General features: G+C 47.6%; 20 protein-coding genes and 1 tRNA gene. 11 read left to right on the forward strand and 10 right to left on the reverse strand.

The features are described 5' to 3' along the window. From KO512_RS15810 to gltX, 9 genes are all read right to left on the reverse strand, one after another. A partial coding sequence (locus tag KO512_RS15810) for a hypothetical protein (protein ID WP_215953320.1) occupies window positions 1-359 on the reverse strand: 359 nt, incomplete at its 3' end. Window positions 360-471: 112 nt separating this feature from the next. Next, the gene (locus KO512_RS15815) at window positions 472-1371 is read right to left on the reverse strand and encodes a phage exclusion protein Lit family protein (protein WP_215953321.1); all 900 of its coding nucleotides are present in this window, start codon (window positions 1369-1371) and stop codon (window positions 472-474) included. Window positions 1372-1845: 474 nt separating this feature from the next. Then, window positions 1846-2199 (reverse strand): hypothetical protein, encoded by a 354-nt coding sequence (locus KO512_RS15820; protein WP_215953322.1) that lies wholly within the window; start codon window positions 2197-2199, stop codon window positions 1846-1848. Between the two features lie 90 nt (window positions 2200-2289). Further along, a complete protein-coding gene (locus KO512_RS15825; protein ID WP_215953323.1) occupies window positions 2290-3078 on the reverse strand; it encodes a tRNA(His) guanylyltransferase Thg1 family protein in 789 nt (262 codons plus the stop codon). A gap of 388 nt (window positions 3079-3466) precedes the next feature. Next, entirely contained in the window at window positions 3467-4207 is a 741-nt protein-coding gene (locus KO512_RS15830) for an HNH endonuclease (RefSeq protein WP_215953324.1), read from the reverse strand. Between the two features lie 79 nt (window positions 4208-4286). Next, entirely contained in the window at window positions 4287-5147 is an 861-nt protein-coding gene (locus KO512_RS20545) for a GIY-YIG nuclease family protein (RefSeq protein ID WP_215953325.1), read from the reverse strand. A gap of 380 nt (window positions 5148-5527) precedes the next feature. Then, window positions 5528-7105 carry a site-specific integrase gene (locus KO512_RS15840; protein WP_215953326.1) on the reverse strand — a complete coding sequence of 526 codons (1578 nt, stop codon included), beginning with the start codon at window positions 7103-7105 and terminating at the stop codon, window positions 5528-5530. A gap of 395 nt (window positions 7106-7500) precedes the next feature. Beyond that, window positions 7501-7576: transfer RNA gene (locus KO512_RS15845), tRNA-Ala, on the reverse strand. Between the two features lie 154 nt (window positions 7577-7730). Continuing rightward, window positions 7731-9224, reverse strand: a complete 1494-nt coding sequence (gene gltX / locus KO512_RS15850; protein ID WP_215953327.1) for a glutamate--tRNA ligase — start codon at window positions 9222-9224, stop codon at window positions 7731-7733. Between the two features lie 365 nt (window positions 9225-9589). Here gltX and KO512_RS15855 point away from each other — a divergent pair, with 365 nt between their 5' ends. The 9 genes from KO512_RS15855 to KO512_RS15895 all read left to right on the forward strand — a co-directional run bounded on the left by KO512_RS15855 (window position 9590) and on the right by KO512_RS15895 (window position 22457). Beyond that, window positions 9590-10186: an ANTAR domain-containing response regulator gene (locus KO512_RS15855; protein WP_215953328.1), complete on the forward strand. Its 597-nt coding sequence runs from the start codon at window positions 9590-9592 to the stop codon at window positions 10184-10186. Window positions 10187-10201: 15 nt separating this feature from the next. Continuing rightward, window positions 10202-11386: a CmpA/NrtA family ABC transporter substrate-binding protein gene (locus KO512_RS15860; protein ID WP_215953329.1), complete on the forward strand. Its 1185-nt coding sequence runs from the start codon at window positions 10202-10204 to the stop codon at window positions 11384-11386. A 303-nt stretch (window positions 11387-11689) separates the two neighbouring features. Beyond that, complete coding sequence (locus KO512_RS15865) at window positions 11690-13099, forward strand: CmpA/NrtA family ABC transporter substrate-binding protein (RefSeq protein ID WP_215953330.1); 1410 nt, start codon at window positions 11690-11692, stop codon at window positions 13097-13099. Between the two features lie 82 nt (window positions 13100-13181). Next, entirely contained in the window at window positions 13182-14165 is a 984-nt protein-coding gene (locus tag KO512_RS15870; RefSeq protein ID WP_215953331.1) for an ABC transporter permease, read from the forward strand. Between the two features lie 20 nt (window positions 14166-14185). Beyond that, complete coding sequence (locus KO512_RS15875; RefSeq protein WP_436792281.1) at window positions 14186-15097, forward strand: ABC transporter ATP-binding protein; 912 nt, start codon at window positions 14186-14188, stop codon at window positions 15095-15097. A 445-nt stretch (window positions 15098-15542) separates the two neighbouring features. After that, on the forward strand, window positions 15543-16865 hold the full coding sequence (locus tag KO512_RS15880) for an NAD(P)/FAD-dependent oxidoreductase (protein ID WP_215953332.1): 1323 nt from the start codon (window positions 15543-15545) through the stop codon (window positions 16863-16865). Then, window positions 16862-19408: a nitrite reductase large subunit NirB gene (nirB, locus tag KO512_RS15885; protein ID WP_215953333.1), complete on the forward strand. Its 2547-nt coding sequence runs from the start codon at window positions 16862-16864 to the stop codon at window positions 19406-19408. Before KO512_RS15880 ends, nirB begins: the two co-directional genes overlap by 4 nt. A 16-nt stretch (window positions 19409-19424) precedes the next feature. Continuing rightward, entirely contained in the window at window positions 19425-19760 is a 336-nt protein-coding gene (gene nirD, locus KO512_RS15890) for a nitrite reductase small subunit NirD (protein WP_215953334.1), read from the forward strand. Window positions 19761-19808: 48 nt separating this feature from the next. Continuing rightward, window positions 19809-22457, forward strand: a complete 2649-nt coding sequence (locus KO512_RS15895; protein WP_215953335.1) for a nitrate reductase — start codon at window positions 19809-19811, stop codon at window positions 22455-22457. A 17-nt stretch (window positions 22458-22474) separates the two neighbouring features. Here KO512_RS15895 and KO512_RS15900 read toward each other — a convergent pair whose 3' ends face one another. Beyond that, on the reverse strand, window positions 22475-22870 hold the full coding sequence (locus KO512_RS15900) for a diacylglycerol kinase (protein WP_215953336.1): 396 nt from the start codon (window positions 22868-22870) through the stop codon (window positions 22475-22477). 640 nt (window positions 22871-23510) lie between these two features. On the opposite strand from KO512_RS15900, the gene dusA reads away from it, so the two are divergent. Both dusA and tal read left to right on the forward strand, forming a co-directional pair. Next, window positions 23511-24533, forward strand: coding sequence for a tRNA dihydrouridine(20/20a) synthase DusA (dusA, locus tag KO512_RS15905; protein ID WP_436792282.1), 1023 nt, complete (start codon window positions 23511-23513; stop codon window positions 24531-24533). A 20-nt stretch (window positions 24534-24553) separates the two neighbouring features. Then, window positions 24554-25510 carry a transaldolase gene (gene tal, locus KO512_RS15910; RefSeq protein ID WP_215953337.1) on the forward strand — a complete coding sequence of 319 codons (957 nt, stop codon included), beginning with the start codon at window positions 24554-24556 and terminating at the stop codon, window positions 25508-25510. The last annotated feature ends 430 nt before the right edge of the window (window positions 25511-25940 follow it).

The raw sequence follows: 25940 nt of genomic DNA on the forward strand, positions 1-25940 counted from the left end.
TTGGCCTGCTTACCGTTTGCGTGATACCAAGTGCTACCGATGTTGGCCTGCTTACCGTTTGCGTGATACCAAGTGCTACCGATGTTGGCTTGCTTACCGTTTGCGTGATACCAAGTGCTACCGATATTGGCTTGCTTGCCGTTTGCGTGATACCAAGTTTTGTTAGAGTCAAGCTTGTCGAAAGGAGGTATCCCTAAGAAATCTAATAGATTCTTTGTGGGAATTTTATCAGCAGGCATAGCTAATTCATTTGGCATAACAAGAATTAGTTCAGACGGTTTTCCCGCTGCAAATGCAGCCGATGAAAACAATGAAACTAGCAACAGAATTAATATGGTTCTCGAATATATTGCTATCAACTGAATGATCTCCTTGCTTGCTAACGCCGTTTTAAGCGCCTAAAAATAGTTGGCTACAATTTGTGAGGAACGAACAAAGCCAACTGTTTTTTGTCCGACTTGAAAACCCTTGTTATATAGCGTTATCCAACAGCTCAATCATCGACAAACAAAATACTTTATGACTAACTACAACTTGTTGCTCTAATGGTATCTGGTTACGCATTACCAATGCCAAAGACAAACCAGAAAAATATTGCCAAAAATAATCATTTTCATCAAAACTTGTATATTCCGATAGTGCTAGAATTCTTTCTTTTATTGGGGGATGTGTATCTGTTGCCCCCCATTTTTCTCGTGGAGTAATAACAAACAAGAAAAATGATGATAACGCTATGCTCATTGCTCGTTTTGAAGAAACAAGTTCTGAATTATAGCCTTCACTCATAGAGTACTCTGCAGTTCCAGATAATAGAAACTCCCTAGCGAATCGGTCACATTCCATTTCTTCATCATGAATTGAAATTTGAGTGTTAGACTTACCAAACATAATATGTTTGATTTCATGAAGGAAGCAATACGCTCCTGACATGCAGATAAGGTCAAAAACCATACTTCCATCTACATCAGTAGGTTTTCCATCGTATGGTTTGGGGGTATTATCTGGCCACAAAAAATCTTCAACTCTCTCAACAGACTTTAGTTTTAGAACACTATCTACAAGTACATTAAAATCTTGTGAATATTTCAAATATAAACTGTTGGGTGCAGATGAATTACTTGATAGCTCACCTAGAGCATGTAATGATTTTTGTGCCGCAAAACCAAGCAGCCACATTTGACACATTGTTTTGTGATCAAACACAACAGAATCAAAAATTACACTCATCGAGAAACCAAGTGAATCCCCTTTTAAGCTAAACGTTGGCTCGTACTTATCCCAAAGACTTAGGAGTTCACTTTTCTTCTCTGGTGCGGAAGCTATTATCAGACTTTTAATTGCATCGGATTCAGTAATATCATTAAGGTTCAAATGCGCCTCCTATATTGAGAGCTATATAACAGTTTATTCGTGTGCGTGCCTGATATACTGGCGAGAACTACTGGGCTTCTGCTTGTAAACAACTGATTTCATTCTGAAACCTTCCATAGTTTGACTATTCCCTTCCAGAAAAGCGTGCGTGCACACTATTTCGGTGACGAGTGGCACATAAACTTGCAAACCAAATCAATAACCTATTGATTTTATTGATGATCAAAGTATCACCAACCGAATAAACAGGTAACCACGAAAACTAAGTGTGTCCCCTTTCCTAGAAAAATTCAAATCATACTGCATATTTCATACAGAAATGCCTATAAAACTATAGTGTTTGCAGCGATCACACTGGTTAGTGACTTATAACGGCCCGGTTAGAGTCAATAACACGCGAGCTAAAATTGGAGTGAAGCGACTGAGCCCACGTGTTATTTTCCCAGCGAGTTTGCGAGCGACTACAGTGGATTATTATGGCTCCACCAATTTAGATTCTTCAAAGCCACAGGTAGAACACATGTACTCCCGTTCTTTAGCACCCAAATCGCCAAAAGTCGGATGTGGGCGTGTAGATATAATTTTAAAGGTTCTGTTATTACAACTGGGACAACACTCACCGGTAGCACTAGTCACTTCGTTCAACATTTCTTTCAATGAAGCATTTTCTGAAACTAGACCGGCGATTTTTAGTTTTGCATCAGCAAGTTCGAGGCTTAAATCAGCCAGCAAATTTTTGAACTCGGCGTCCTCAATATTCTTGTCAATTTCTCGAAGGCGAGTGGCTAGAATTATTGCCGTTGATACTGTTGTTAAAATATCTGCCATAGAAACATCCTTTTTCTTAATTAAAGCTATAACGCCCAGAGCAACGGCGGCGAAGCCGTCCAGCCCGAAGGGCGACGTTGCCTTTGCTTGTTATGCACACTTATCTGACAACCAAGAATCAAACTCATAAATTCCACTGTCGACACCAGCAACAAAGTCACTCACAGAGCTATACCTGTAGTTCATCAGCTCGCCTGACTCGTTCGGAATGAACACTATAGGTTTACTTAGGATTTCACTATATAAATCGTGAATAGAGAGCGATTCTATCTTTTCTTTATAGTATTCTAAGTTGTTAAAATTTTCCTCGGAATACAGTTCATCTGGGCCTACACCAGACAACCTTAAAGCTTTTGAAGCTGAATTTCTGACATATATAGCGTAGCGATGTGACATATATCGAGAAACTTCACTTAGGCTTGAGAAAACCAAAGGTCGTCCATCAAATGCCCCTCCGATACGTTGGCTTTTCTTGTTTTTCCCTAGGAATCCATTTCCAGTGAAGAAGGAAGAGAATGTTGATGCAATAGTTGTTACTGTTTTAAATAGCCTTCCGTCAAAGTAGTTTTTTTGTGAATTTAGAATTATTGATATTTCATCCGAGCACACTACTGCTGCTAGGAAAATATTCTGAGCATCAGTTGGAGCCTTTCTGCGTAAGACTTGATACGTAGACTCAAATGCTTGCCACATAGCACCATCGAATTTCTTATTCGAAAGCTCATTCTTGAGGTACTTCTTACTCAAACCTATGCCATCTAAACGGATACATAGATATTGGCCATCATTAATTTTTCCAAGACACTCTGATAGATCTTCATTCTTCTTGAAATAATCTTCAAGGGAACAAAATTCAGAAAGCATATTAATTTCTTCCAAGTAGTACTCCTATGTATGGTGCATAACAGCTTATTCGTGTTCGCGCCTGATATACTGGCGAGAACTACCTAGTTTCTGTTTGTAACCAACTGATTTCATTCTGAAACCTTCCATAGTTTGACTATTCCCTTCCAGAACAGCGTGCGGGCACACTATTTCGGTTACGAGTGGCATATAAACTTGCAAACCAAATCAATAGGTTATTGATTTTATTGATGATTAAAGCATCATCAACCGAACAAACTGGCAAGCACTGAAAACTCAGTGTGCCACCTTTTTTTAAAAAGCCAAAATAATACTGTATATCTTTACATTTGGTGATCATTATGAACAAAAATGCACGATGCGAGACCTAATCCCTTTATTTATGCGTACTCAATACATTGAATTACTGTATAAAAACGACTTCCCTATGGTAAGCCAAATACGTCTTTTTACGAGCTGATAAGCCACTAATTTTTACTTTAAGGTCGACTCTCCAATGCTCCAATTGTGCTTCAATTTCAGTACTTGAGACCATTAACTCTCCATTATCTGAGACAGAGATGTAGCCTTTATCAAAGAGAGTATCAATATGAGGCGCAAGCAAGAAACCATTTTCTGGATCTAATCTTTCTTGGTTAGTCGACACTCTCCACGGTTTAATATGGCTAGCAATAAGAAATCGCGGATCTGTCGTGCCAGTAATAGGACAACTTGAAGATATTTTGAATAGGTCTTTTCTATATCGACCTTGACCTATACGTGAAGACGCTAATGCTATTCTTTCTGTTGACTCAGTTACCGAAGCCTGAGCTGCAACATCTAGGTTTGATTCATGTGCTTTTAGCAGTTGGACAGTACACAGACCATCTTCATGAGACACAACAAACTCACCATGTAACTCAAGACTATTAAGGTAGGATGCAAGAGCCTTAATTCTTGACGGAAAGCGAGTAATATCTGAACCTGAAAATTCACATAGAAACCAGTTATCTTCGATTACAATAACACTTTCTCTTAATGCATAACCACGATCATTAAACTTCACTTTGAGAAGTTCGCCAACTAGTAAAGCACTTAAATCTAGCTGTGACTCTAAAGCATCATAAAACTTTGATCTTCGTTTGTTGTAGCTGATTTTCCTCATATTTTCGCCAAATTTCCCTCAAATAATTTAACGCTTCAAACACCGGCGGAGCGTAGCGGCGTCCGCGTGCTTTGACTTGTTACATGCTGCTTTCTTGGTTGTCTTTGAACGTATTGCCATTTTCATCAATCCATCTTATGGGCCCAGGAGATTGGGCGCCCAATATAGTTGACGAGGCTGCGCTGGGTGATGAAAAAAGAACGTCTTCTAGGAATACACCGTTTTCAGCAGTCGAATCAACCAACCCTTCATCTATCAGTTTTGCCCTGAGCTTTTTCCAGCCCTCTGCTATTGAGTCTGTTTCTTCAAGGGCGAATTGGCTACCAGCTCGAACTAGATAACCCTCCGAAACTTCGACCATGCTTGCATTCAGGCGGTTGCTTTTCAAACTATATAACTTTCCACTCTCGGATTTTGTCTTTGTTTCCTGGCTTGCCACAGAGCTTATTAGTGATCTAATCCCGGCAACAGGAAGAATCAATGCAAGTTGATCAATGAAATACTCCATATCCGAGATATCAGCTTCGGATAGCTTAGAGAGCGTTGGTTGATTTGAATTCAATACTTCAGAGCTTTTGGCTTCTTTCGCAATAGTTACTAGTCTCGACTCAAGGTACTTAATATGTGCCTTGGTTAGCATATCGTCCTTTGAATAGAAACAGATAAATGAGTCGAAGTCTTTTTCACCAGACAAATGCTGTTTTATTCTTATACCTAATGATTCAGCTTCCCCGATATAAATAGCATCATCATAATCTGAGGAGCCAGCAGTCGATCGAAGAAAATAAACTCCCGCGTTCTCAAATTCTTCGCGTAGTAGAATGGATTTAGCATTAGAGCGAGGGCAGGAAATTGCCTTACCTGACCAATTCCCAATCTCATATGTTTTGGCGCCTTCCGGCACGCCATCAATCATAAATATTGTAATTTTTTTACCCACTCTCAATCCTCGTAGGGCATGTAACAGCTTATTCGTGTGAGTGCCTGATATACTGGCGAGAACTTCTGGGCTTCTGCTTGTAACCAACTGATTTCATTCTGAAACCTTCCATAGTTTGGCTATTCCCTTCCAGAAAAGCGTGCGTGCACACTATTTCGGTAACGAGTGGCATATAAACTTGCAAACCAAATCAATAACCTATTGATTTGGTTTATGATTAAGCTATCACCAACCGAATAAACAGGCAAGCACGAAAACTAAGTGTGTCCCCTTTCCTAGAACAGTTCAAATCATACTGTATATTACATACAGTACAGCGATCACACTGGTTAGCCAGACAGACAAAAGGCAGCAAATGCCGCCTTAAATACGGATTTTAACTATATTTCAGGTAGCGTTCGTTTGGTTCTAGCTATGGCTAAGTGTCGATTTTTAATCGGCTGACCTTTGCATTGCTGGTAAGGCAGGTAGTTAGCAAAATGAATATGGGATAAGTTAACCCCATAATCTATGTGCTCTATGATCTCTTTCAGGGTTTCAAGCTCAAAGCCATCGCCATACTTACCGGTCATTGAGTTCGGCTCATGCCCTACCGTCGCAGCTATCGCTTCGTTATCAAAGTGCTTACTTCTTAAAGCTTTAACACAGGTATGGCGAAAGCTATGAAAACACTTTCTATCTCGGTTTTTGATCGAGAAGTTGTCTAGATACCCTTTGAACCCCGTTTCACCATTAAACCACCGCCCCACCGCACGAGTAGCATTCACATCTTTAGACTTATCAGGACTCAGAAAGAGTGGCTTGGTTAAATTGCCCTTCTCTTCCTGTGTTCGTAGTGCAACAAATTCAAGAAATCCGGCTTTTAAAATAGCGCTATGTATCGGGACTTCTCGCCGTGACGATTCTGTTTTCAAAGCCTGAGCGAGTTCTTCATCGTTTAACCAGAAGTACCAAATCCGGCCTTTAACATGACCGTTACTATCAACCACATCTCTGACATTGATATCGCCAATGGTTAACTGACAAAGCTCGCCTACACGCGCACCTGAAAACATTGCGATGAAAGGCTGCCAGAAGAACGCATCAATCAAATCTCGCTGCCGAGGAAGCTCCTGACGACTATAGACATAGCCGTTGAGCATCGCTGCCACTTCTTCTTTCATGTAAGGCAGATAGGACAACTTGCTCGTTGATGAACCTGATAGCTTCAAAAAAACATCTGCCGCTATATTTGTTTCAATGATGTCTTCATCCGATGCATAAGCGAACAAGGCTTTACAAATTTGCATATGGCTTTTAGCCGTATGCAATGACATTTTTCCATCTTTCGGCGAACGACGTTTTCGATCAGGTTCAATTAAACTGCGGATCTTTTTCCTAACCTCAAGGATATCTTTTCGCTTAAGGCTTGTTATATCTTTATTACGCCCTAGCCAGTCGACAACCCTTTCTAATCGACACACACGAATAGAATATGTCTTAGGATTACTCCAATCATCACGCTTTTTTTCTTCTTTAAACTGTGCCGCAACAACCTCAACTGAAGGCCCACCCAACGAAGTCCCGCCGCCAATTCCCCCGCCCGTACCGCCAAGCTTAGCGCTCATCTGTTCAAATTGAACAAGCTCAGCATTAGCAGCAATAGGGTCAGTTAAATCCGAATACTTTCTCCGACGCCCATCAGGAAAATCTTCGATGATGATTTTATTATCAGGCGAGTCTGTCGGTAATGAATTGCGCTGCTTTGAGATAACGGTGGTCACTTCAACAGCGTCTGTCGGTACTGGATTACGCCGCTTTGAGGTAACGGTGGTCACTTCAACAGCACCTGCCGGTAATGGATTGCGCTGCTTTGAGGTAACGGTGGTCACTTCAACAGCACCTGCTGATGAACTTTCTTCAGGTGTCGATGAGGAGTTAGTCGCTACATTGGGATATTCGAACTCCTTCATAACCATGTTTAGATACTCCTGCTTCTGACTTCTTAGATAAAGAATGACATAAGTCAAAAACCTTGATGGGTTAGATAACGACGCGCCATTATATAACAAATCAGAAAGCGCACCAATCAGCATATAATAATTCGATCTAACAATAGCCGAACGACATCTGGCCTCAGTCTCATTAGCGGTGCTGGTTGAGAAGCGAATTAAAGGGTTTGAGAGGTTAAAGTGCTTGCACAGCTCGGCAGGCCATCTAAAACAGACATAGTAAATGCCATTTTTACGACGGTATGTATTGGGAATTTTTGCGCTCATAAACAACCTCAGTATCACAGGTTGGTTGCACAAAAGGGGATTTACCAAATTACAGTACGCTGAAAGCCGCGTGAACCGCGGATCTACGTTGGAATTGGTGGAGCCTAGCGGGATCGAACCGCTGACCTGTTCGCTGCCAGCGAACCGCTCTCCCAGCTGAGCTAAGGCCCCAAAACCAAGTGGCAGCTATATTAATGATGACCCTACCTAGTGTCAAGCAAACTTCATGCAATTTCATGACTAAAAGCTAACGCTATTTCAATCACTTAGCCTTAAACGCAAAAAGCCCTGCAGTGCAGGGCTTGAGATGCTCGGTGAACGCGGTTTAAGCCAGCGTATCAGCTAAAGCACGATATTCTTTATCCCAGCTTTTGGTCTCTTTCTTAGAAGGGCCGCCAACGGTATTGAGTGCATGACGAATACGGGCGCGACTCATATCTGGGCCGAGGATCTGCATAGAATCCACCACCGAGACACTGGCACTCGTGCCGGCAATCGCAACAAACAGTGGGAACAGGAAGTCACGCACCTTATAACCCATCGCATCGCCGAGGGCTTTACACTGGGCGAACAGGTGATCTTTATTCCAGTTCTGCTCGGTATCTAGCATCCAAGAGGCGAATTGCAGAATACGGCGAATATCATCTTTCTGTAGACTCTTATGAGCAAAGCTTTCTTCGGTGATCGGCAACATACCGGAGAGCAGGAAACCAGCAACGGGCGCAACATCGGAGAATTTCTCGATACGCTGCTTAATCAACGGAATAATCTGCATTAGATACTCCGGATTCAGTGCCCACTGTTGAAACGCTGCGGCAAACTGCTCATCCGACAGCTCTTCACGAATCCACAGCCCGTTAAGCCAGCTGAGTTTTTCCTGATCGAAGATCGGACCACCGAGTGATACACGATTGATATCGAAGTGTTCGATCATCTCATCGAGACTGAATTTTTCCCGTTCATCCGGCATCGACCAACCCATGCGGGCAAGATAGTTGAGCACCGCTTCGGCCATGTATCCCATACGCTGATAATAGATGATACTGGTTGGATTCTTACGTTTAGACAACTTCGATTTATCTGGGTTACGCAGCAGTGGCATATGACACAGCTTAGGCATATCCCAACCGAAGTATTTATACAGCAACTGGTGTTTCGGCGCGGAGTTGATCCACTCTTCACCACGCAATACATGGGTGATCTCCATCAGATGATCATCCACCACGTTAGCAAGGTGATAGGTCGGCATACCGTCAGATTTCATCAGAATCTGGCAATCAACCTGAGCCCAATCCACTTCGATGCTACCGCGCAACATGTCGTCAAAGACGCAAACGCCCTCTTCCGGCACTTTCATACGTACCACATAGGGCTCACCCGCCGCTTCACGCTGAGCGACTTCGTCATCTGGCAATGCCAAATCACTCTCTTTCAGAGCGCTTTGCAAACCTTCAGCGCGACGCTCGTTACGCAGTTGATCCAGCTCTGCAGAGGTGCGATAACATTTAAAGGCATGGCCACTATCGAGCAAGATCTGGGTGTACTTCTGATAAATATCACCTCGCTCGCTTTGACGGTAAGGGCCAAAAGGACCCGGTTTATCCGGGCCTTCCGCCCACTCAAGACCCAACCAGCGCAATGAATCAAGAATCATCTGTTCAGATTCTGCCGTGCTGCGGGTCTGATCAGTATCTTCGATACGCAAGATAAACTCGCCGCCGTGCTGACGAGCGAAAGCCATATTAAACAGAGCGATGTAGGCGGTGCCTACGTGCGGATCACCGGTTGGAGACGGTGCGATACGGGTACGTACGGTCATCAGAAAATATGCATCCAGACTGATTTAGGGGAAATTGCGGGCATTATACCTGCTTGACGGATAAGCGCCTACCGTAATCAGCAAACCCGCCCACGGAAACAGCCCAAGCTTCAAGGTTAAGCAATCACATCAGCATGGAATCATCTGATCCTTCAGCACCCAATGCACTATGATAGTGCAAAACACACCCGCCACCAGCACCACCGGTCATCTATGTGTCATCAGGCATCCAGAATCCCCTTCCCCTTGCTACATCACGGTTTCGGCGTAGCCGCCCTCTCATTAATACTCTTTTTTCACCGTTTTATTGGCGGGCTGGCACGCTAAGTGCACTATCGTGGCTACCTTTTATAAGAAAAATCCCTATGACCACGATTCAATCACAACCAGAACGGGTGCTCGTCATTGATAAGGACACCTCCCGCTCTGCACTGCTGGAACAGGCCTTGACCGATCAGGGCTATGAGGTTATCTGCCGCCTACACGATACCGAAGGGCTGATCGCTCGGGTAGAGCAGATCCGTCCGGATATCATTATTATCGAATTAGACTCCCCCGACCGTGACGTACTGGAACACATGGCCACTCTCAACAGCCATATCCCCCGCCCGGTGGTGATGTTTGCCGAATCGGGCGACAGTCAGACGATTCAAAAAGCAATTAAGGCGGGTGTCAGTGCTTATGTTGTCGACGGCATGAGCCCCGAGCGAATTCAATCAATTATGGATGTTGCCGCCGCTCGTTTTAGAGAATTTCAAGCCCTACGCAACGAACTCAATGATGTCCGCAGTGAATTAGAAGACCGAAAACAGCTAGAACAAGCTAAGCGCCTGATTATGAAACACCAAAAATGCACCGAAGATCAGGCTTACAGCGCCATGCGTAAAATGGCGATGGATCAAGGCAAAACCATGACACAGATAGCTAAAAATATAATCTCAGTACTCGAGATGCTGAGTTAAGCAAGGGCAACCATTATGACATTAATACACAGCCCAACACTGGACACGCCGGAAAAATCTGACCTGACCCTGGGCTTTCTACCACTGATGGATTGCGCGCCACTGGTGATCGCCAAAGAGAAAGGTTTCTTTAGTGAAGCTGGGCTAAATGTTCAGTTGAGCCGTGAAGGCTCTTGGGCATCCATCCGCGATAAAGTCATGTTAGGGCTTTTAGATGGTGCGCAAATGCTCGCCGGTATTCCGCTGGCATCAACACTAGGACTAGGATCACCTAAGGTGCCGATGGTAACGGCCTTTAGTATTGGTTTAAACGGTAACGCCATCACGCTCTCCCGCGAACTCCTAGCGGAAATTGATGAACTTGGTCACCATCCGAGTGACAGCTCGGCGGCAGGGTTAAAACAACTCATAGCGTGCCGTAAAGCCAGTGGCCGGCCCAAAATAACCCTAGCGATGGTGTATACCTATTCAGCGCACAGTTATCTACTGCGTTACTGGCTCAGTGCGGCGGGGATTAACCCCGATACCGATATCAATCTAACGGTTGTGCCACCGCCACAGATGGCCGTGACTATGAAAAAAGGCTTAATCGATGGATATTGTGCTGGCGAGCCTTGGAACTCCGTTGCCCAAGAGATGGGCATCGGTAGCCCGGTCATTTCCGGTTATCAGATCTGGAATAACTGTCCCGACAAAGTCTTCGCCGTATTAGAAAGCTGGCATGATGCTCACCCGGCCACCCATCAGGCGCTGATCTGCGCGCTTATACGCGCTTCAGAATGGCTCGATAAGCCACAAAACAGTGACGAGGCATTGGAAATTTTACTCGGCAACGCCTATTTAGGCCCTGCGCTATCGATGCTATCGCAGCCAAAATTGAAACAGGGCAACCGCCACTTTTACCGTTATGCCGCTAGTTACCCATGGCGCTCGCATGCGCTTTGGTTCCTCAAGCAGATGCGCCAATGGCAGCAATTAAAAGAGCCTCAAGCCGATTTAAAACAGATCGCCTGCCAAGTTTATCGCCCCGACCTATATCGTAGTGTGGCGGACAAAATGAAGATCTCTCATCCGACGATCGATTTTAAACCCGAAGGCTTTCATGACGATGACTGGCTATTACCCGGCTCCGCGGGGGTCGTCACGATGGGCAGCGATCGATTTTTCGACGGCGGCACTTTTGACCCTAATCAGGCGTGAGCTTAATAGGGCTCACACTCAAGCGCTGTTTGAGTGCCAAACGCCGCAAACAGCACCGTTTGAGTGCGATTAATACCGTCCAATGATTAATCTAACGGCATAAATATTAATAAGTACTTGTTAATAAAGTATTTTATAAAAGCTGGCACAGTGTCTGCTTTATCTATGTCAATAAATATAATACCCATGAAGCGCATCACTCGCGTTTCACACATGACAACGACGTCTGCTCTTACTGATAGTTTTATCGGAAGGGGCAGGCGTTTTTTTTTGATTAGTTTTCGTAAACCCAGGAGCCACAACATGACTCGTACACTGCTTTCTAAAATGATGGGACGCCGCACACTGCTAAAACAGGCGGTTAATACCCTCGGTGCTGCCGCGGTCGGTAGTTTGCTAACCCTGAGTTCTGCCCAAGCCACCGTTGGTGAGCCAGAGAAAGAAGATTTGAAGTTCGGCTTTATTAAGCTCACGGATATGGCGCCACTGGCGGTTGCCTACGAGAAAGGCTATTTCGAAGATGAAGGCCTATATGTTCAGCTTGAAGCACAAGCTAACTGGAAAGTATTGCTCGACCGAGTGATTGATGGTCAGCTCGATGGTGCCCATATGCTGGCCGGTCAGCCATTAGGTGCGACTATCGGCTTCGGCACACAAGCACATATTATTACCGCCTTCAGCATGGACCTGAACGGCAACGCAATCACCGTGTCCAATGATATATGGGAACAGATGAAACCCTATATCGACAAAGGCGCCGATGGAAAACCGGTTCACCCGATCAAAGCGGATGCGCTTAAACCGGTTGTCGACGCTTATAAAGCCGAAGGTAAGCCGTTTAATATGGGCATGGTTTTCCCGGTCTCAACACATAACTATGAGCTGCGTTACTGGCTCGCGGCCGGTGGCATTCACCCCGGTTTTTATGCCCCCCATAAAGGCGACTCTTCTGGCCAGATCGATGCTGATGCACTGCTATCCGTGACCCCTCCGCCGCAGATGCCAGCCACTATGGAAGCCGGTACGATCTATGGCTACTGCGTCGGTGAGCCATGGAACCAACAAGCCGTATTTAAAGGTATCGGCGTCCCCGTCGTGACCGATTATGAGATTTGGAAAGATAACCCAGAGAAGGTCTTCGGTGTTTCTAAAGGCTGGGCTGATAAATACCCTAACACCCATATCAGAGTTGTGAAGGCGATGATTCGTGCTGCCAAGTGGCTAGATGAGAACAATAACGGTAATCGAAAAGAAGCGGTGGAGATTCTCTCACGGCCGGAATACGTTGGTGCAGATTACGAAGTGATTGCCAATTCGATGACCGGCACCTTCGAATATGAAAAGGGTGATAAGCGAGAAGTCCCCGACTTCAACGTATTCTTCCGCCACAACGCGACCTACCCTTATTATTCCGATGCTATCTGGTATCTCACCCAGATGCGCCGCTGGGGCCAGATTGCTGAACCCAAGTCGGATGAATGGTTTATGGAGACCGCGAAAAAGGTTTATCGCCCTGACATCTATGCCCAAGCCGCTCAAGAACTGATCGCCGAAGGTAAGATCGACAGCAGCGAATTTCCTGATTTTGCAGCGGAATCCGGCTTCAAACCGCCGCAAACTCACTTTATCGATAACATCACCTACGATGGCACACAACCCAATCAATACCTGACGAAGTTTAAAATCGGCCTAAAACCCGATACTCAGCTTTAAACGTTCCTAGCGTGGCCTAGTGCACGAAAACATTCGATAAAAACCAAAGGGTTGTCTTTGGGCAACCCGTTGGAGATTTACTATGAGCAGCATCGCACTAAAATTATTAAAACCACTGGGGTTGCCCGAAAAGCTGAGCCTAGCCCAGCTAGTCAAAGCCCTAGTGGTTCCCTTGAGCGGCATTTTGATCTTCCTGTTTATCTGGAATATCGCCGCCCGCAATATCCACACCTCTCTGGGCGAATTCCCCGGCCCCACACAGGTCTATGAGCAAAGCCTCAATCTGTTATCAGAGCATAACCGCGAGCGGCAAAAAGAGGTGGCCTTCCATCAACGCCAAGAGGTCCGTAATGCGGCAAAGTTGGAGAAAAACCCCGACGCCGTGGTTAAAACTCGCCCTTACACTGGCAAACCCACCTTTATCGATCAAATTGGCACCAGTCTGATTACCGTGTTAGCGGGCTTTTTTGCCGCCTCGCTCATTGCTATTCCGGCGGGGATAGTGATCGGCCTCAATAAAACCCTTTATAGTGCGTTTAACCCAGTAATTCAGCTGTTTAAACCGGTTTCTCCACTGGCTTGGCTACCATTAGTGACCATGGTTGTCAGTGCCGTGTATGTCAGTGATGATCCGATGTTTGCCAAATCCTTTATTACCTCGCTGATCACCGTATCCCTGTGCTGCCTCTGGCCAACACTGCTCAACACCGCGGTTGGCGTATCAACAATCAGCGCCGATCTTAATAATGTCAGCAAGGTGCTGCGACTCTCTTGGCTAACACACGTTATCAAGATTGTTATCCCCTCAGCCATTCCGATGATCTTCACCGGTCTTCGACTCTCATTGGGTATCGCATGGATGGTGTTGATCGCCGCCGAGATGCTGGCGCAAAACCCAGGACTTGGTAAATTTGTCTGGGATGAGTTTCAAAATGGTAGCTCTAACTCACTCGGCCGCATCATGGTGGCGGTACTAGTGATCGGTCTTATCGGCTTTATGCTTGATCGCATCATGTTGATGCTACAGAAAAAAGTATCTTGGGATAAATCTGTCGAACTACGCTAAAGGCAGCATTAAGGAGAGCAATGATGACCACCACTAAACACCTTGAGCTCACCGGCGTCGATATCGACTTCCCGACGCCCAATGGCCCCTTTAAGGCGCTCAGTAATGTCAACCTGAAGATCGATCGAGGTGAGTTTGTTTCATTGATCGGACACTCTGGCTGTGGCAAATCCACCGTTCTAAACATTGTTGCTGGTTTATATCAGGCGACTAAAGGCGGAGTTCTGTTAGATGGCAAAGAAGTTAACGAGCCCGGCCCAGAGCGCGCGGTAGTATTCCAAAACCATTCGTTACTGCCTTGGTTAACCGCTTATGAAAACGTCGAACTGGCGGTCAAGCAGGTTTTTAAAAAGACCAAAACCAAAGCGGAAATGAAAGAGTGGATCGAATACAACCTACAGTTGGTGCATATGGATCACGCTATGCATAAACGCCCAGACGAGATTTCCGGTGGCATGAAACAACGTGTGGGTATTGCTCGCGCCTTGGCGATGGAGCCAACCGTGATGCTGATGGATGAGCCCTTTGGCGCACTGGATGCACTAACCCGTGCTCACCTGCAAGACTCACTCATGGAGATTCAAGCGGATCTCAATAACACCGTAATTATGATTACCCACGATGTTGATGAAGCCGTGTTATTGTCAGATCGCATCGTCATGATGACCAATGGTCCCGCGGCCACCGTCGGCGAAATACTCGAGGTCAAACTGCCACGGCCACGGCATCGATTAGAACTGGCCGATGATCCGCAATACAACCATTATCGCGCGGCTGTTTTAAGCTTTCTTTATGAAAAGCAGCGAACACCTGGTGAAGCACCCACTAAACCCACTAAGCAACATACCTCGACTGACAGCACAACAACTGATAGCCCCGAGGCAACCACGCCAACCACTAAAACAAGCTCCACGGATGAGCAAGCAGCCTAACCCTCTCACCTGCTGTCCCTCTACCCGGCTTCTGCCGGGTTTTTTATCGCTGCTCGTACACAATCATCAAATTCAGCGCGGCCTCAAGCAACAGCAAAACCCATAAAGCAACACTAACCACAACTAGCACGACGAGCGATCACAGAAACAATACTCACTCTCTTTAAGCACATATTCAACAAAGACTCCTTAATGTGCATCTACGTAAAAATAGACGCCATATCGCCCCAACGCAGTGCAAACAAACAGAAATAGAATATATAATCCCAACAAAAATAAACGTAACTAATTGAAAAATAACATAATTTAAATTTACGGCACACTCCCTGCTATATACTACGTGCCTATCTTAGGCTTCTCATATTTTTTTTGGACAATGGTGTTCATCCTCCAGTACTTCGCACTTGTACTGGTTGATGAATGCCATTTTTTTTTGGATTTTTTTATGCCTAAAGCTCATCTCATCATTATCGGTAACGGCATGGCTTGTGGTCGTTTGCTGGACGAGATTCTAAAACGGAATCCGGATCAGTACCGGATCACCGTGTTTGGCGCAGAAGGCTATGCCAACTACAACCGCATTATGCTCTCCCCCGTGCTTGCGGGTGAAATGCAGGCGGACGAGATAATCACGCATTCAGAGCAGTGGTATCAGCAACACAATATCACCCTGCATAGCGGCGATCCCGTGGTGGGCATCGCGACAGAGGATAAAACCCTCACCTGTCAGAGTGGTCAGACGTTTAGCTATGATGAGCTCGTCTTCGCCACCGGCTCCAATCCGGTGATGCCGCCCGTGGCGCAAGCCTGTGAACTCGATGGCATTCTCAGCTTTCGTAACCTCGATGATATTGATCGAATCATGGCGCGAGTTTCAACCATCAAGCATGCGACCGTGGTTGGCGGTGGCTTACTCGGACTCGAAGCCGCTTGGGGTTTACGTCAACAGGGTTTAGATGTAACCGTTATCCATCGCGCTGGCTGGTTGCTGAATCGACAACTCGACCCAGCCGCCGGAAAACTCCTACAACAATCACTAGAAGCCCGCGGCATCCAGTTCAAACTAAAGGCGCAAATCAGCTACTTTAACGGCGAGCAGCGGCACGCCTCTGACACAACCAACGCTCTTCGCACAATTGTGCTTGACGACGGTACAACGCTCAACACCGGGCTGGCCGTTATCGCTATCGGGGTCTCCCCGAACCACGAACTAGCGCAGAACAGTGGACTTGCTTGCGATAGAGGCATTCTGGTTGATGATCAGATGCAAAGCTCTCATCCGAATATTTATGCACTGGGCGAATGCACCCAGTTTGGTAAACACACCTTCGGACTGGTCGCCCCACTCTGGGATCAAGCCAGCGTACTGGCCAACCGGCTATGCAACCTACCCGGGCAGCGCTTTAGGGTTCAGCCCTGCGCCACCAAACTCAAGGTATCAGGTATCGACCTATTTTCAGCCGGTGAGTTTCTTGATGACCCAGAAAGCGAGTCCGTGATCTGCCAAGACCCAACCAACGGCGTCTATCGCAAGCTTATTTTCCGCCACCAGAGACTCACCGGCGCTGTGTTGTTTGGCGCGGTTAACGACGGTAACTGGTATTTCGAACTGATTCAGTCTCAAACAAAAGTACAACAGCTAGTCCCCGACCTCATTTTCGGTCGACGTTACTGCGATGGTGACGCCATCGCCCAATTAACCCCTGCTGGTGCTGTCAACACTGACACGGCAGCCCCATTAAGCTTGGCAACAGGAGCGACCTCATGAATAAAACAAAACTGATAATCGCCGGTAACGGTATGGTTGGCCATCAATTTCTGCAGAGTTTGGCAGACAGTGATCAACTGGATAACTTTGAGATCACCGTTTTCTGTGAAGAGAGCCGACTGGCCTATGATCGTGTTCACCTCAGTGCTTACTTCTCAGGCGCAACCGCCGAAGATCTGGCTATGGGCAACGCAGAGATGTACCGCAGCTGGGGGCTCAATGTGCTCACCAGCGAAACGGTTACCGCGATAAACCGTGCCGATCAATCGGTGACCACCGATAAAGGTCAAACACTGCCCTATGACAAACTGGTGCTGGCCACCGGCTCTTATCCCTTTGTCCCCCCCGTGCCCGGTCATGATCGCCAGCAATGCTTGGTATACCGCACCATCGATGATTTGGACGCGATCGCAGCAGCGGCCAAAAACGCCACCGTCGGCACGGTGGTCGGCGGCGGCTTACTCGGGCTGGAAGCCGCAAAAGCACTCACCGATCTCGGTCTAAAAACCCATGTAGTTGAATTTGCCCCACGGTTGATGGCAGTACAGCTGGATGATGGCGGCGGTGCGATGCTACGGCAAAAAATCGAAGCGTTAGGCGTTAGTGTTCACACCGAAAAAAATACCCAACTGATCGATGATGGTGAACACTGTGTCCATAAAATGAACTTTGCTGATGGCGAGGTTTTGGAAACCGACCTGATTCTGTTTTCCGCCGGTATCCGCCCGCGGGATGAATTGGCCCGTCAAAGTGAACTCGAGGTAGGTGAACGCGGCGGTATCGTTATCAATAACCACTGCCAAACCTCAGACCCATCGATCTATGCGATCGGCGAATGCGCTCTATGGAATAAACAGATTTTTGGCTTAGTGGCACCGGGTAACCAGATGGCTAAAGTCGCCGTTTCTCACCTAACCGGCGGTGCTGATAGTTTCACCGGCGCCGATATGAGTACCAAGCTCAAACTCATGGGCGTTGATGTTGCGAGTATCGGTGATGCCCATAGCCGTACGCCCGGTGCGCGTAATTACAGTTTTGTCGATGAACGGGAAGAGGTTTACAAAAAACTGGTAGTCTCGGCCGATGGTAAACAGCTGCTCGGCGCCATTCTGGTGGGCGAAGCCGAAAACTACGGTACCCTGCTGCAATATATGCTTAACGGCATCCACCTGCCGGAATACCCTGATACGCTGATATTGCCCAATCGGGGGGATGATGAACAAACCGGGCTGGGCGTTGCCGCGTTGCCGGAAACCGCGCAGATCTGTTCTTGCCATGATGTCAGCAAGTCCGACATACGCGCCGCACTGGATAGCGGTTGCTGTACCTTAGCCGATGTCAAAGGCAGCACCAAAGCGGCCACCGGCTGCGGCGGCTGTTCAGCCCTATTAACCGACCTCGTGAACCATGAGCTCGAAGAGATGGGCATCGATGTTAACCGTGATCTATGTGAACACTTCCCTTACACCCGTCAAGATCTGTACAACATTGTCCGCATCGAAGAGATCCGCAGCTTTGATGAGCTGTTAGAAAAACATGGTAAGGGTCACGGTTGTGAAATTTGCCGCCCTGCTGCGGGCAGCATACTGGCCTCTTGTTGGAACGATTATATCCTCACGGAGCAGAACGTCAGCCTGCAAGATACTAACGATACGTTTATGGCCAATATGCAAAAAGATGGCACTTATTCAGTAGTGCCACGCGTCGCGGGCGGTGAGATCACCGCTGACAAGCTGATCGTCTTAGGTCAGGTGGCCAAACAGTACAACCTCTATAGCAAAATCACCGGCGGTCAGCGGGTCGATCTCTTTGGTGCTCGCTTAGAGCAGTTGCCGGAGATCTGGAAAATTCTGATTGAGGCGGGGTTCGAAACCGGCCACGCCTATGGTAAATCGCTGCGTACCGTTAAATCCTGCGTTGGCAGCACCTGGTGTCGCTTTGGCGTCGATGATAGTGCGGGGCTCGCAATTGATCTAGAGAACCGTTACAAGGGCCTGCGTGCGCCTCATAAAATCAAGTTTGCGGTGTCTGGCTGCACCCGCGAGTGCGCCGAAGCTCAAAGTAAAGATATCGGTATTATTGCCACCGAAAAAGGCTGGAACCTCTATGTCTGCGGCAATGGTGGGATGAAACCCCGCCACGGTGACCTGTTTGCCACCGACCTCGATCGCGATACCCTGATCCGTTACATCGACCGGGTATTGATGTTTTATATCAAAACCGCCGATCGCCTACAGCGCACCTCCGTTTGGATGGAAAATATGGAGGGCGGATTAGATTATCTGCGTCAGGTGGTGATCAACGACAGCCTGAATTTAGGTGAAGAGCTAGAACAACAGATGGCACAAGTGGTATCGAGCTATCAATGCGAATGGAAAACCACCCTTGAAAACCCCGAAGCTCTCAAGCGCTTCCGCCATTTCGTTAACTCCGATGCGCCGGACAACAATGTCGTTTTTGTCGAAGAACGCCAACAGATTCGCCCAGCGACAGCCAGCGAAAAAAGCAGCCTGAAGGCCGAACCGATCAAGCTGGTTAGCTAAACAAGAGGATATCACCATGACAACCCATACCCAATGGACCCCCGTGTGCAAACAGCAAGACCTCGTTGCCGATTCGGGTATCTGTGCACTGATCCAAGACACCCAAGTAGCCCTGTTCTATATCAAAAAAGAACAGGCGGTGTTCGCGGTGTCTAATCACGATCCTTTCAGCCAAGCTAACGTACTGTCACGGGGATTAGTTGGCTCTAAGGATGATCAACTGTTTGTCGCCTCACCGGTGTATAAACAGCACTTCTGCCTTAAAACTGGCCGCTGCTTAGAGGATGACAACACCCAGATTCAAGCTTGGCCTGCCCGTATCGAAAAGGGTCAAGTTGAAGTGCTGTTTTAACCTCACTTTAAACATATTGATATCACAGTCAAACAGGAAGCCTAGTCCATGACCCATACAGCCAACCCGGAAACCTGTCAGGTAAAAACCACCTGCCCCTATTGCGGTGTTGGCTGTGGCGTTAACGCCACCGTCAGTCATAATCAACTGATTGCGGTCAGCGGCGACAAGGACCACCCTGCCAACTATGGGCGCCTTTGTGTTAAAGGCTCCACCCTGCATGAAACCACCGACCTAACGGGACGGCTACTAGAACCTCAGATCAACGGTCAAACCGCTAGCTGGGATCAGGCTATTAACCATGTCGCGCAGGGCTTTCGTAACACCATTGAACAATATGGACCCAACTCGGTGGCGTTGTACCTCTCCGGCCAGATTCTCACCGAAGATTATTACGTCGCCAATAAACTGATGAAAGGCTTTATCGGTTCCGCCAATGTGGATACCAATTCACGCCTCTGTATGTCATCGGCGGTGGCGGCTCACAAACGCGCCTTTGGTGCCGATCTAGTGCCGGCTTGTTATGAAGATTTAGAACTGACCGATCTGTTGTTACTGGTGGGCTCCAATACCGCTTGGGCGCATCCCGTGATCTATCAGCGCATCTTGGCGGCGAAAAAGAAACGTCCCCACATGAAAGTGGTCGTGATCGACCCCCGCCGAACCGCCACCTGCGATATGGCAGACCTCCACCTCGCCCTCAAACCCGGTAGCGATGGTTATCTATTTACCGGCTTACTGAGCTATCTAGCTGATCATGACGCGCTGGACAACGACTATATTACACAGCATACCGAAGGCTTTGAAAACGCTCTACAAGCGGCCAACTCACTCACCGCCAACCTGTCACAAACCGCTCAACTGTGTGGTTTAAACGAACAGGATCTCAGTCAACTGTACCAATGGTTTAGCCACACCGACAAAGTGGTAACACTCTTCTCTCAGGGCGTTAACCAATCATCCTCCGGTGTAGATAAGGGCAACGCCATTATCAACTGCCATCTCGCCACCGGCAAAATCGGCAAACCCGGTGCCGCACCTTTCTCCATTACCGGCCAACCCAATGCCATGGGTGGTCGAGAGGTCGGCGGCTTGGCTAATCAACTGGCTGCGCATATGGATTTTAGTGATCCAGCTAATATCGAGCGGGTGGAAACATTCTGGCAAGCGCCGCATATGGCACGTACCGAAGGCCTAAAAGCCGTGGATATGTTTCAAGCCATCGATGAAGGCCGTATCAAAGCGATCTGGATTATCGGCACCAATCCAGTGGCCAGCATGCCCGACGCTGATATGATCCGTCGCGCCTTAGATAAATGTGACCTAGTGGTCGTCTCCGATTGCATAGCAAAAACCGATACCACCGCCTGTGCTGATGTTCTGCTCCCCGCCACCGGCTGGGCAGAAAAAGATGGCACGGTCACCAACTCCGAACGGGTTATCTCCCGCCAGAAAAGCTTTCTCTCCCCCGCCGGCAACAGCCGCCACGATTGGCAGACAATCTGTGCCGTAGCACAGGCGATGGGCTTTGCTGAGGGGTTTGCATTTACCTCGCCGAGAGAGATATTTGCCGAGCACGCAAAGTTGTCAGGCTATCAAAATAATGGCCAGCGTTTTTTTAATATTGAAGGGCTATCTGAACTATCAGAAACAGAATATAACCAACTACAACCCGTTAGATGGCCCATCGCAAAAGGGCAACAAAACGGCCCTCTTCGGCTCTTCACCGATGGCCGATTTAACACCCCATCCGGCAGAGCACGCATGCTGCCCATTACCCCTCAAGCGCCACTCAATCAGGTCTCAAAAGCATACCCATTAGTGCTTAATACCGGTCGGATACGCGATCAATGGCACACCATGACCCGCACCGGCAAAGCCAGTCGCCTGCTCAACCATATAGATCAACCCTATGTCGAACTGTCGATACAAGATGCTAAACATTATGACATCGAGGAACACGACTTGGTTGAGATCAGCAGCCCACAAGGGCGCTGCCTCGTAAAAGCCAAACTCACCGCAGACCAGCCAACGGGCTCACTCTTTATGCCGATTCACTGGACCGCACAGTTTGCCTCCGCTGCCCGTGTTGATAGTCTGTTTGCCTCTATCAAAGACCCAATTTCAGGTCAGCCGGAAGCCAAACATTGTCCCGTCGCACTGCGTAAGGTCGACACCGCTTGGCGCGGCGTACTGATAAGTCAGAATGAATTAACCAGCCTACCTTGTGAGTATTGGTGCAAAGTGCCACTGTCAACTGGCTTTCGTTATGAACTGGCCGGATTACAGCAGCCAAAAAGTTGGCCGTTATGGCTGCAACAGGTCATACAACCCGGTGATGACCGGATCGAACTGAACAGCGCATCAAACTATCGCTTGATTAGTTTTCAGCAACAGCGTCCCGAGTTACTCTTTTTTGCCAGCACAGATACCCTGCCCAGCAGCACCTGGCTGAGTAAGCAGTTTGAACAATCAATCGATTCAGCCGCACAACGGATGTCACTGCTCGGCGGCAAACCGATGGATAACAGTGATGACGGTGGAGCCATTATCTGCAGCTGCTTTGAAGTGGGCGAAAACACCATTCGCCAAGCGATCCGTCAGGGGGCAAACAGCACCGATGCACTGGCCACACAACTAAAATGTGGCAGCAACTGCGGTTCTTGTCTGCCTGAAATCAGAAGCATGCTGAGATAGGTGGGTTAAAAACGCAGCTAAAATAATGCTCGGATAAAATCTAAATAACCGTTATCCCAAGCAACACCGGCCCACACTACCCAGGTCATATTCAACATCATAAACACCGCGGCGGAGCCCATATCCTTGGCCCGCCCCGCTAGCTCATGATATTCAGGCCCCCAACGATCCACCACGGCTTCAATCGCCGAGTTAACAATCTCAAACGCCAATACCAGAAAACAACAGGCTAACAACAAGGCTAACTGCATACCCGATTCTGCCAGCCAGAAAGCCGCCGGCAGTAACACAACAGCGGCCGTTGCCTCATAGCGAAATGCGGGCTCCTCTACCCAAGCCGCTTTGATCCCCTGAAGTGAATATTTAGTGGCAAAATAAAAACGTTTAACACCGGTTCGTTTAATCTGATACATCGATACAACTACTTTTGATTTGCGAAACAAACATTAAAACATGAAAATAATGACCATACTACGACAAGCAGCACCGCTTAACAAAGATGCAAAGAAGCCTAGCTTTACTCTTACTTCACTGGGGCTAGAGACAGGCTCGCAGCCGCAACAAAACCCTCGAACCGTATCGGTTTTCAGCAAAAGGCCGCGCCGAAATCGCTTCGGTGATAGTACCCCACCGTAAAAGCGGCTCTAGAGATCTCATCGCAGCATTAACCGCTTAAAAAGCAATCCGTTGAATGCTATAGTTAGTCCCGCACAGGCCACTCAAAGCGCACTTAGCAGCAAGTGAAAGATTGACTCTGTCAGCGGTTGTGCTGTCGACAATGGATGTAGTTATAATCTGCCTTCACCGCAGAATCGTAGGGATGAATCGTTTCTCTCTGGAAAATTATAATATCCGCTGCTGAGCAATAAAGCAGATGAACTTGCTCAGACTGGAACAATTAAATAATCTGCTGAAAAAATTTGACCCAAAATACCGCAGATAAAAAGTAGGCCATGAAAACGGCCTGTAAACTCCCCGCACTCAAATTGATATTCAAAAACTGGCAGAACTGCAGGAACTGGATCTCAGCAGTCTGATGCGGGAAATATCCAAATGCTGACCGTTAATTTAGGCCCGATGCTCAACATGACTGTAGAAAAACAGACTCCACAACTTAACCGAACATTCACCGTTGCGCCGATGATGGAGTGGACTGATCGACATTGTCGTTATTTCCACCGTCTCATCAGCGACAATGCTGTGCTTTATACCGAGATGGTAACCACCGGCGCACTGATTCACGGTGATCAACAACGGTTCCTGCGCTATAGCGAGCCGGAACACCCCCTTGCCCTTCAGCTTGGCGGCAGTCAACCGGAAGAACTGGCGCTCTGCAGTCGAATGGCCGAAGATGCCGGCTACGATGAAATTAACCTCAATGTCGGCTGTCCCAGCGACCGGGTACAGAACAATATGATCGGTGCCTGCCTCATGGGACACCCTGAATTAGTCGCTGAATGCCTCGCAACCATGCAAGCCGCCGTAACGATACCCGTCACCATTAAGCACCGCTTGGGAATCGACGATATGGATAGCTACGAAGCGCTTCATCAATTCGTCGCAACGGTCAGTCAATCTGGCTGCAAAACCTTTATAATCCACGCCAGAAAGGCGATACTGCAAGGCTTAAGCCCAAAAGAAAATCGGGATATACCGCCGCTAAAATATGAGTGGGTCTATCAGATTAAACAGGCATTTCCTGAACTGGAAATACTGATAAACGGCGGCATTAAAACGCTGGCAGAAAGCCGTTCACACTTACAGCATGTTGATGGTGTCATGATTGGCCGCGAAGCCTATCACAACCCTTATATGATGACGGAAGTTGATGCCCTTTATCAGCCTGATGCAGTGGTAAAAACCCGCTTACAGATTATCGAGCAGATGTACCCCTATATCGAAGCCGAATTAAAACAGGGTTGCTATCTAGGACATATCACTCGCCATCTACTAGGGTTGTTTCACGGTCAACCCGGCGGCCGTCAATTTCGCCGCTATCTGAGTGAGAATGCCCATAAAGCCGGTGCCGATGTCGATGTGTTAAAACGTGCCGTTGATAAAGTCATATCTATCTAAAAGATTAAGGAATACTAAACATGGAAAGCCAGCTGGATCAGCTCAAAAAGATGACCACCATTGTTGCCGATACTGGCGATATCAATGCGATCAGAGATCTGAGACCCGTTGATGCAACCACTAATCCTTCACTGCTACTGAAAGCCAGTCATGATCCGGCTTACCGCCCCTATCTTGAACAGGCCAAAAGCTGGGCACTGAGCCAAGGTGGCAGCGAAGCCGAACAACTGGCCAATATGACCGACAAGCTGGCGGTGTTAGCCGGGTGTGAAATTCTCTCTCTGATCCCTGGACGCATCTCCACTGAGGTCGATGCACGACTCTCCTTTGATACCTCGGCAACCATCGAAAAAGCCAAAAAACTCATCGGCCTATATAACGAGGCAGGCATCAGCAATGATCGAGTGCTGATAAAAATGGCCTCAACATGGGAAGGCATCGAAGCGGCTCGACAGTTAGAAAAAGAGGGTATCAACTGTAATCTAACACTGCTATTTGGTTTCGCTCAGGCGGTTGCCTGTGCCGATGCCGGCGCCTTTTTAATCTCGCCTTTTGTTGGCCGTATCCTTGACTGGCATAAAGCGCATAATCCTCAAGGCACCGACTTCAGCGGCGCGAAAGACCCTGGCGTCCAATCCGTTAGCCGTATCTACAACTACTATAAACATCACGGTTACAACACTGTCGTCATGGGTGCAAGCTTTCGCAATAGTGAAGAGATCCGCCAACTGGCAGGTTGCGATCGCCTGACCATTAGCCCAGCCTTGATCTCAGAACTGGCCGATACCCCGCTACCACTGGATCAGAAACTGTTTGCCAGCAATCCTCTATGCAATGAGGCCAAGCTGGAAAATAGCGAGCAAGCGTTCCGTTGGGCGATGAATGAAGATGCCATGGCAACGGAAAAACTTGCCGAGGGAATTCGCAACTTTGCCGCCGATCAAGTGAAGTTAGAAGAGCTCCTCAGCCAGATCTAAAATTTGCTTCGGCTATAAACAAAAAACGCCTCCAATAATCATTGGAGGCGTTTTTTTACGGCACCGATATTTAAGAAGCAAAGAATTTAAGAAGCACCAGCGGTGCGGTTCATTCTTCACCGCACCCTACTCATCGACAATCCATGCTCTCAACCGCAATAAAAACGTGCCAACCTGTAGGGTGCTGGTGAGCCTGCGAACCGCATCTATATTGGCACAGCAGTTATAATGAAAGCTGTAATGAGAGTTCTGATGAATAATCGATACCCATGGTGCGGTTCATTCTTCACCGCCCCCTACTCATCGACAATCCATGCTCTCAATCGCAATAAAAACGCGCCAACCTGTAGGGTGCTGGTGAGCCTGCGAACCGCACCTATATTGGCACAGCAGTTATAATGAAAGCTGTAATGAGAGTTCTGATGAATAA

It is taken from the genome of Amphritea atlantica (assembly GCF_018860855.1).
Lineage (GTDB): Bacteria > Pseudomonadota > Gammaproteobacteria > Pseudomonadales > Balneatricaceae > Amphritea > Amphritea atlantica_A.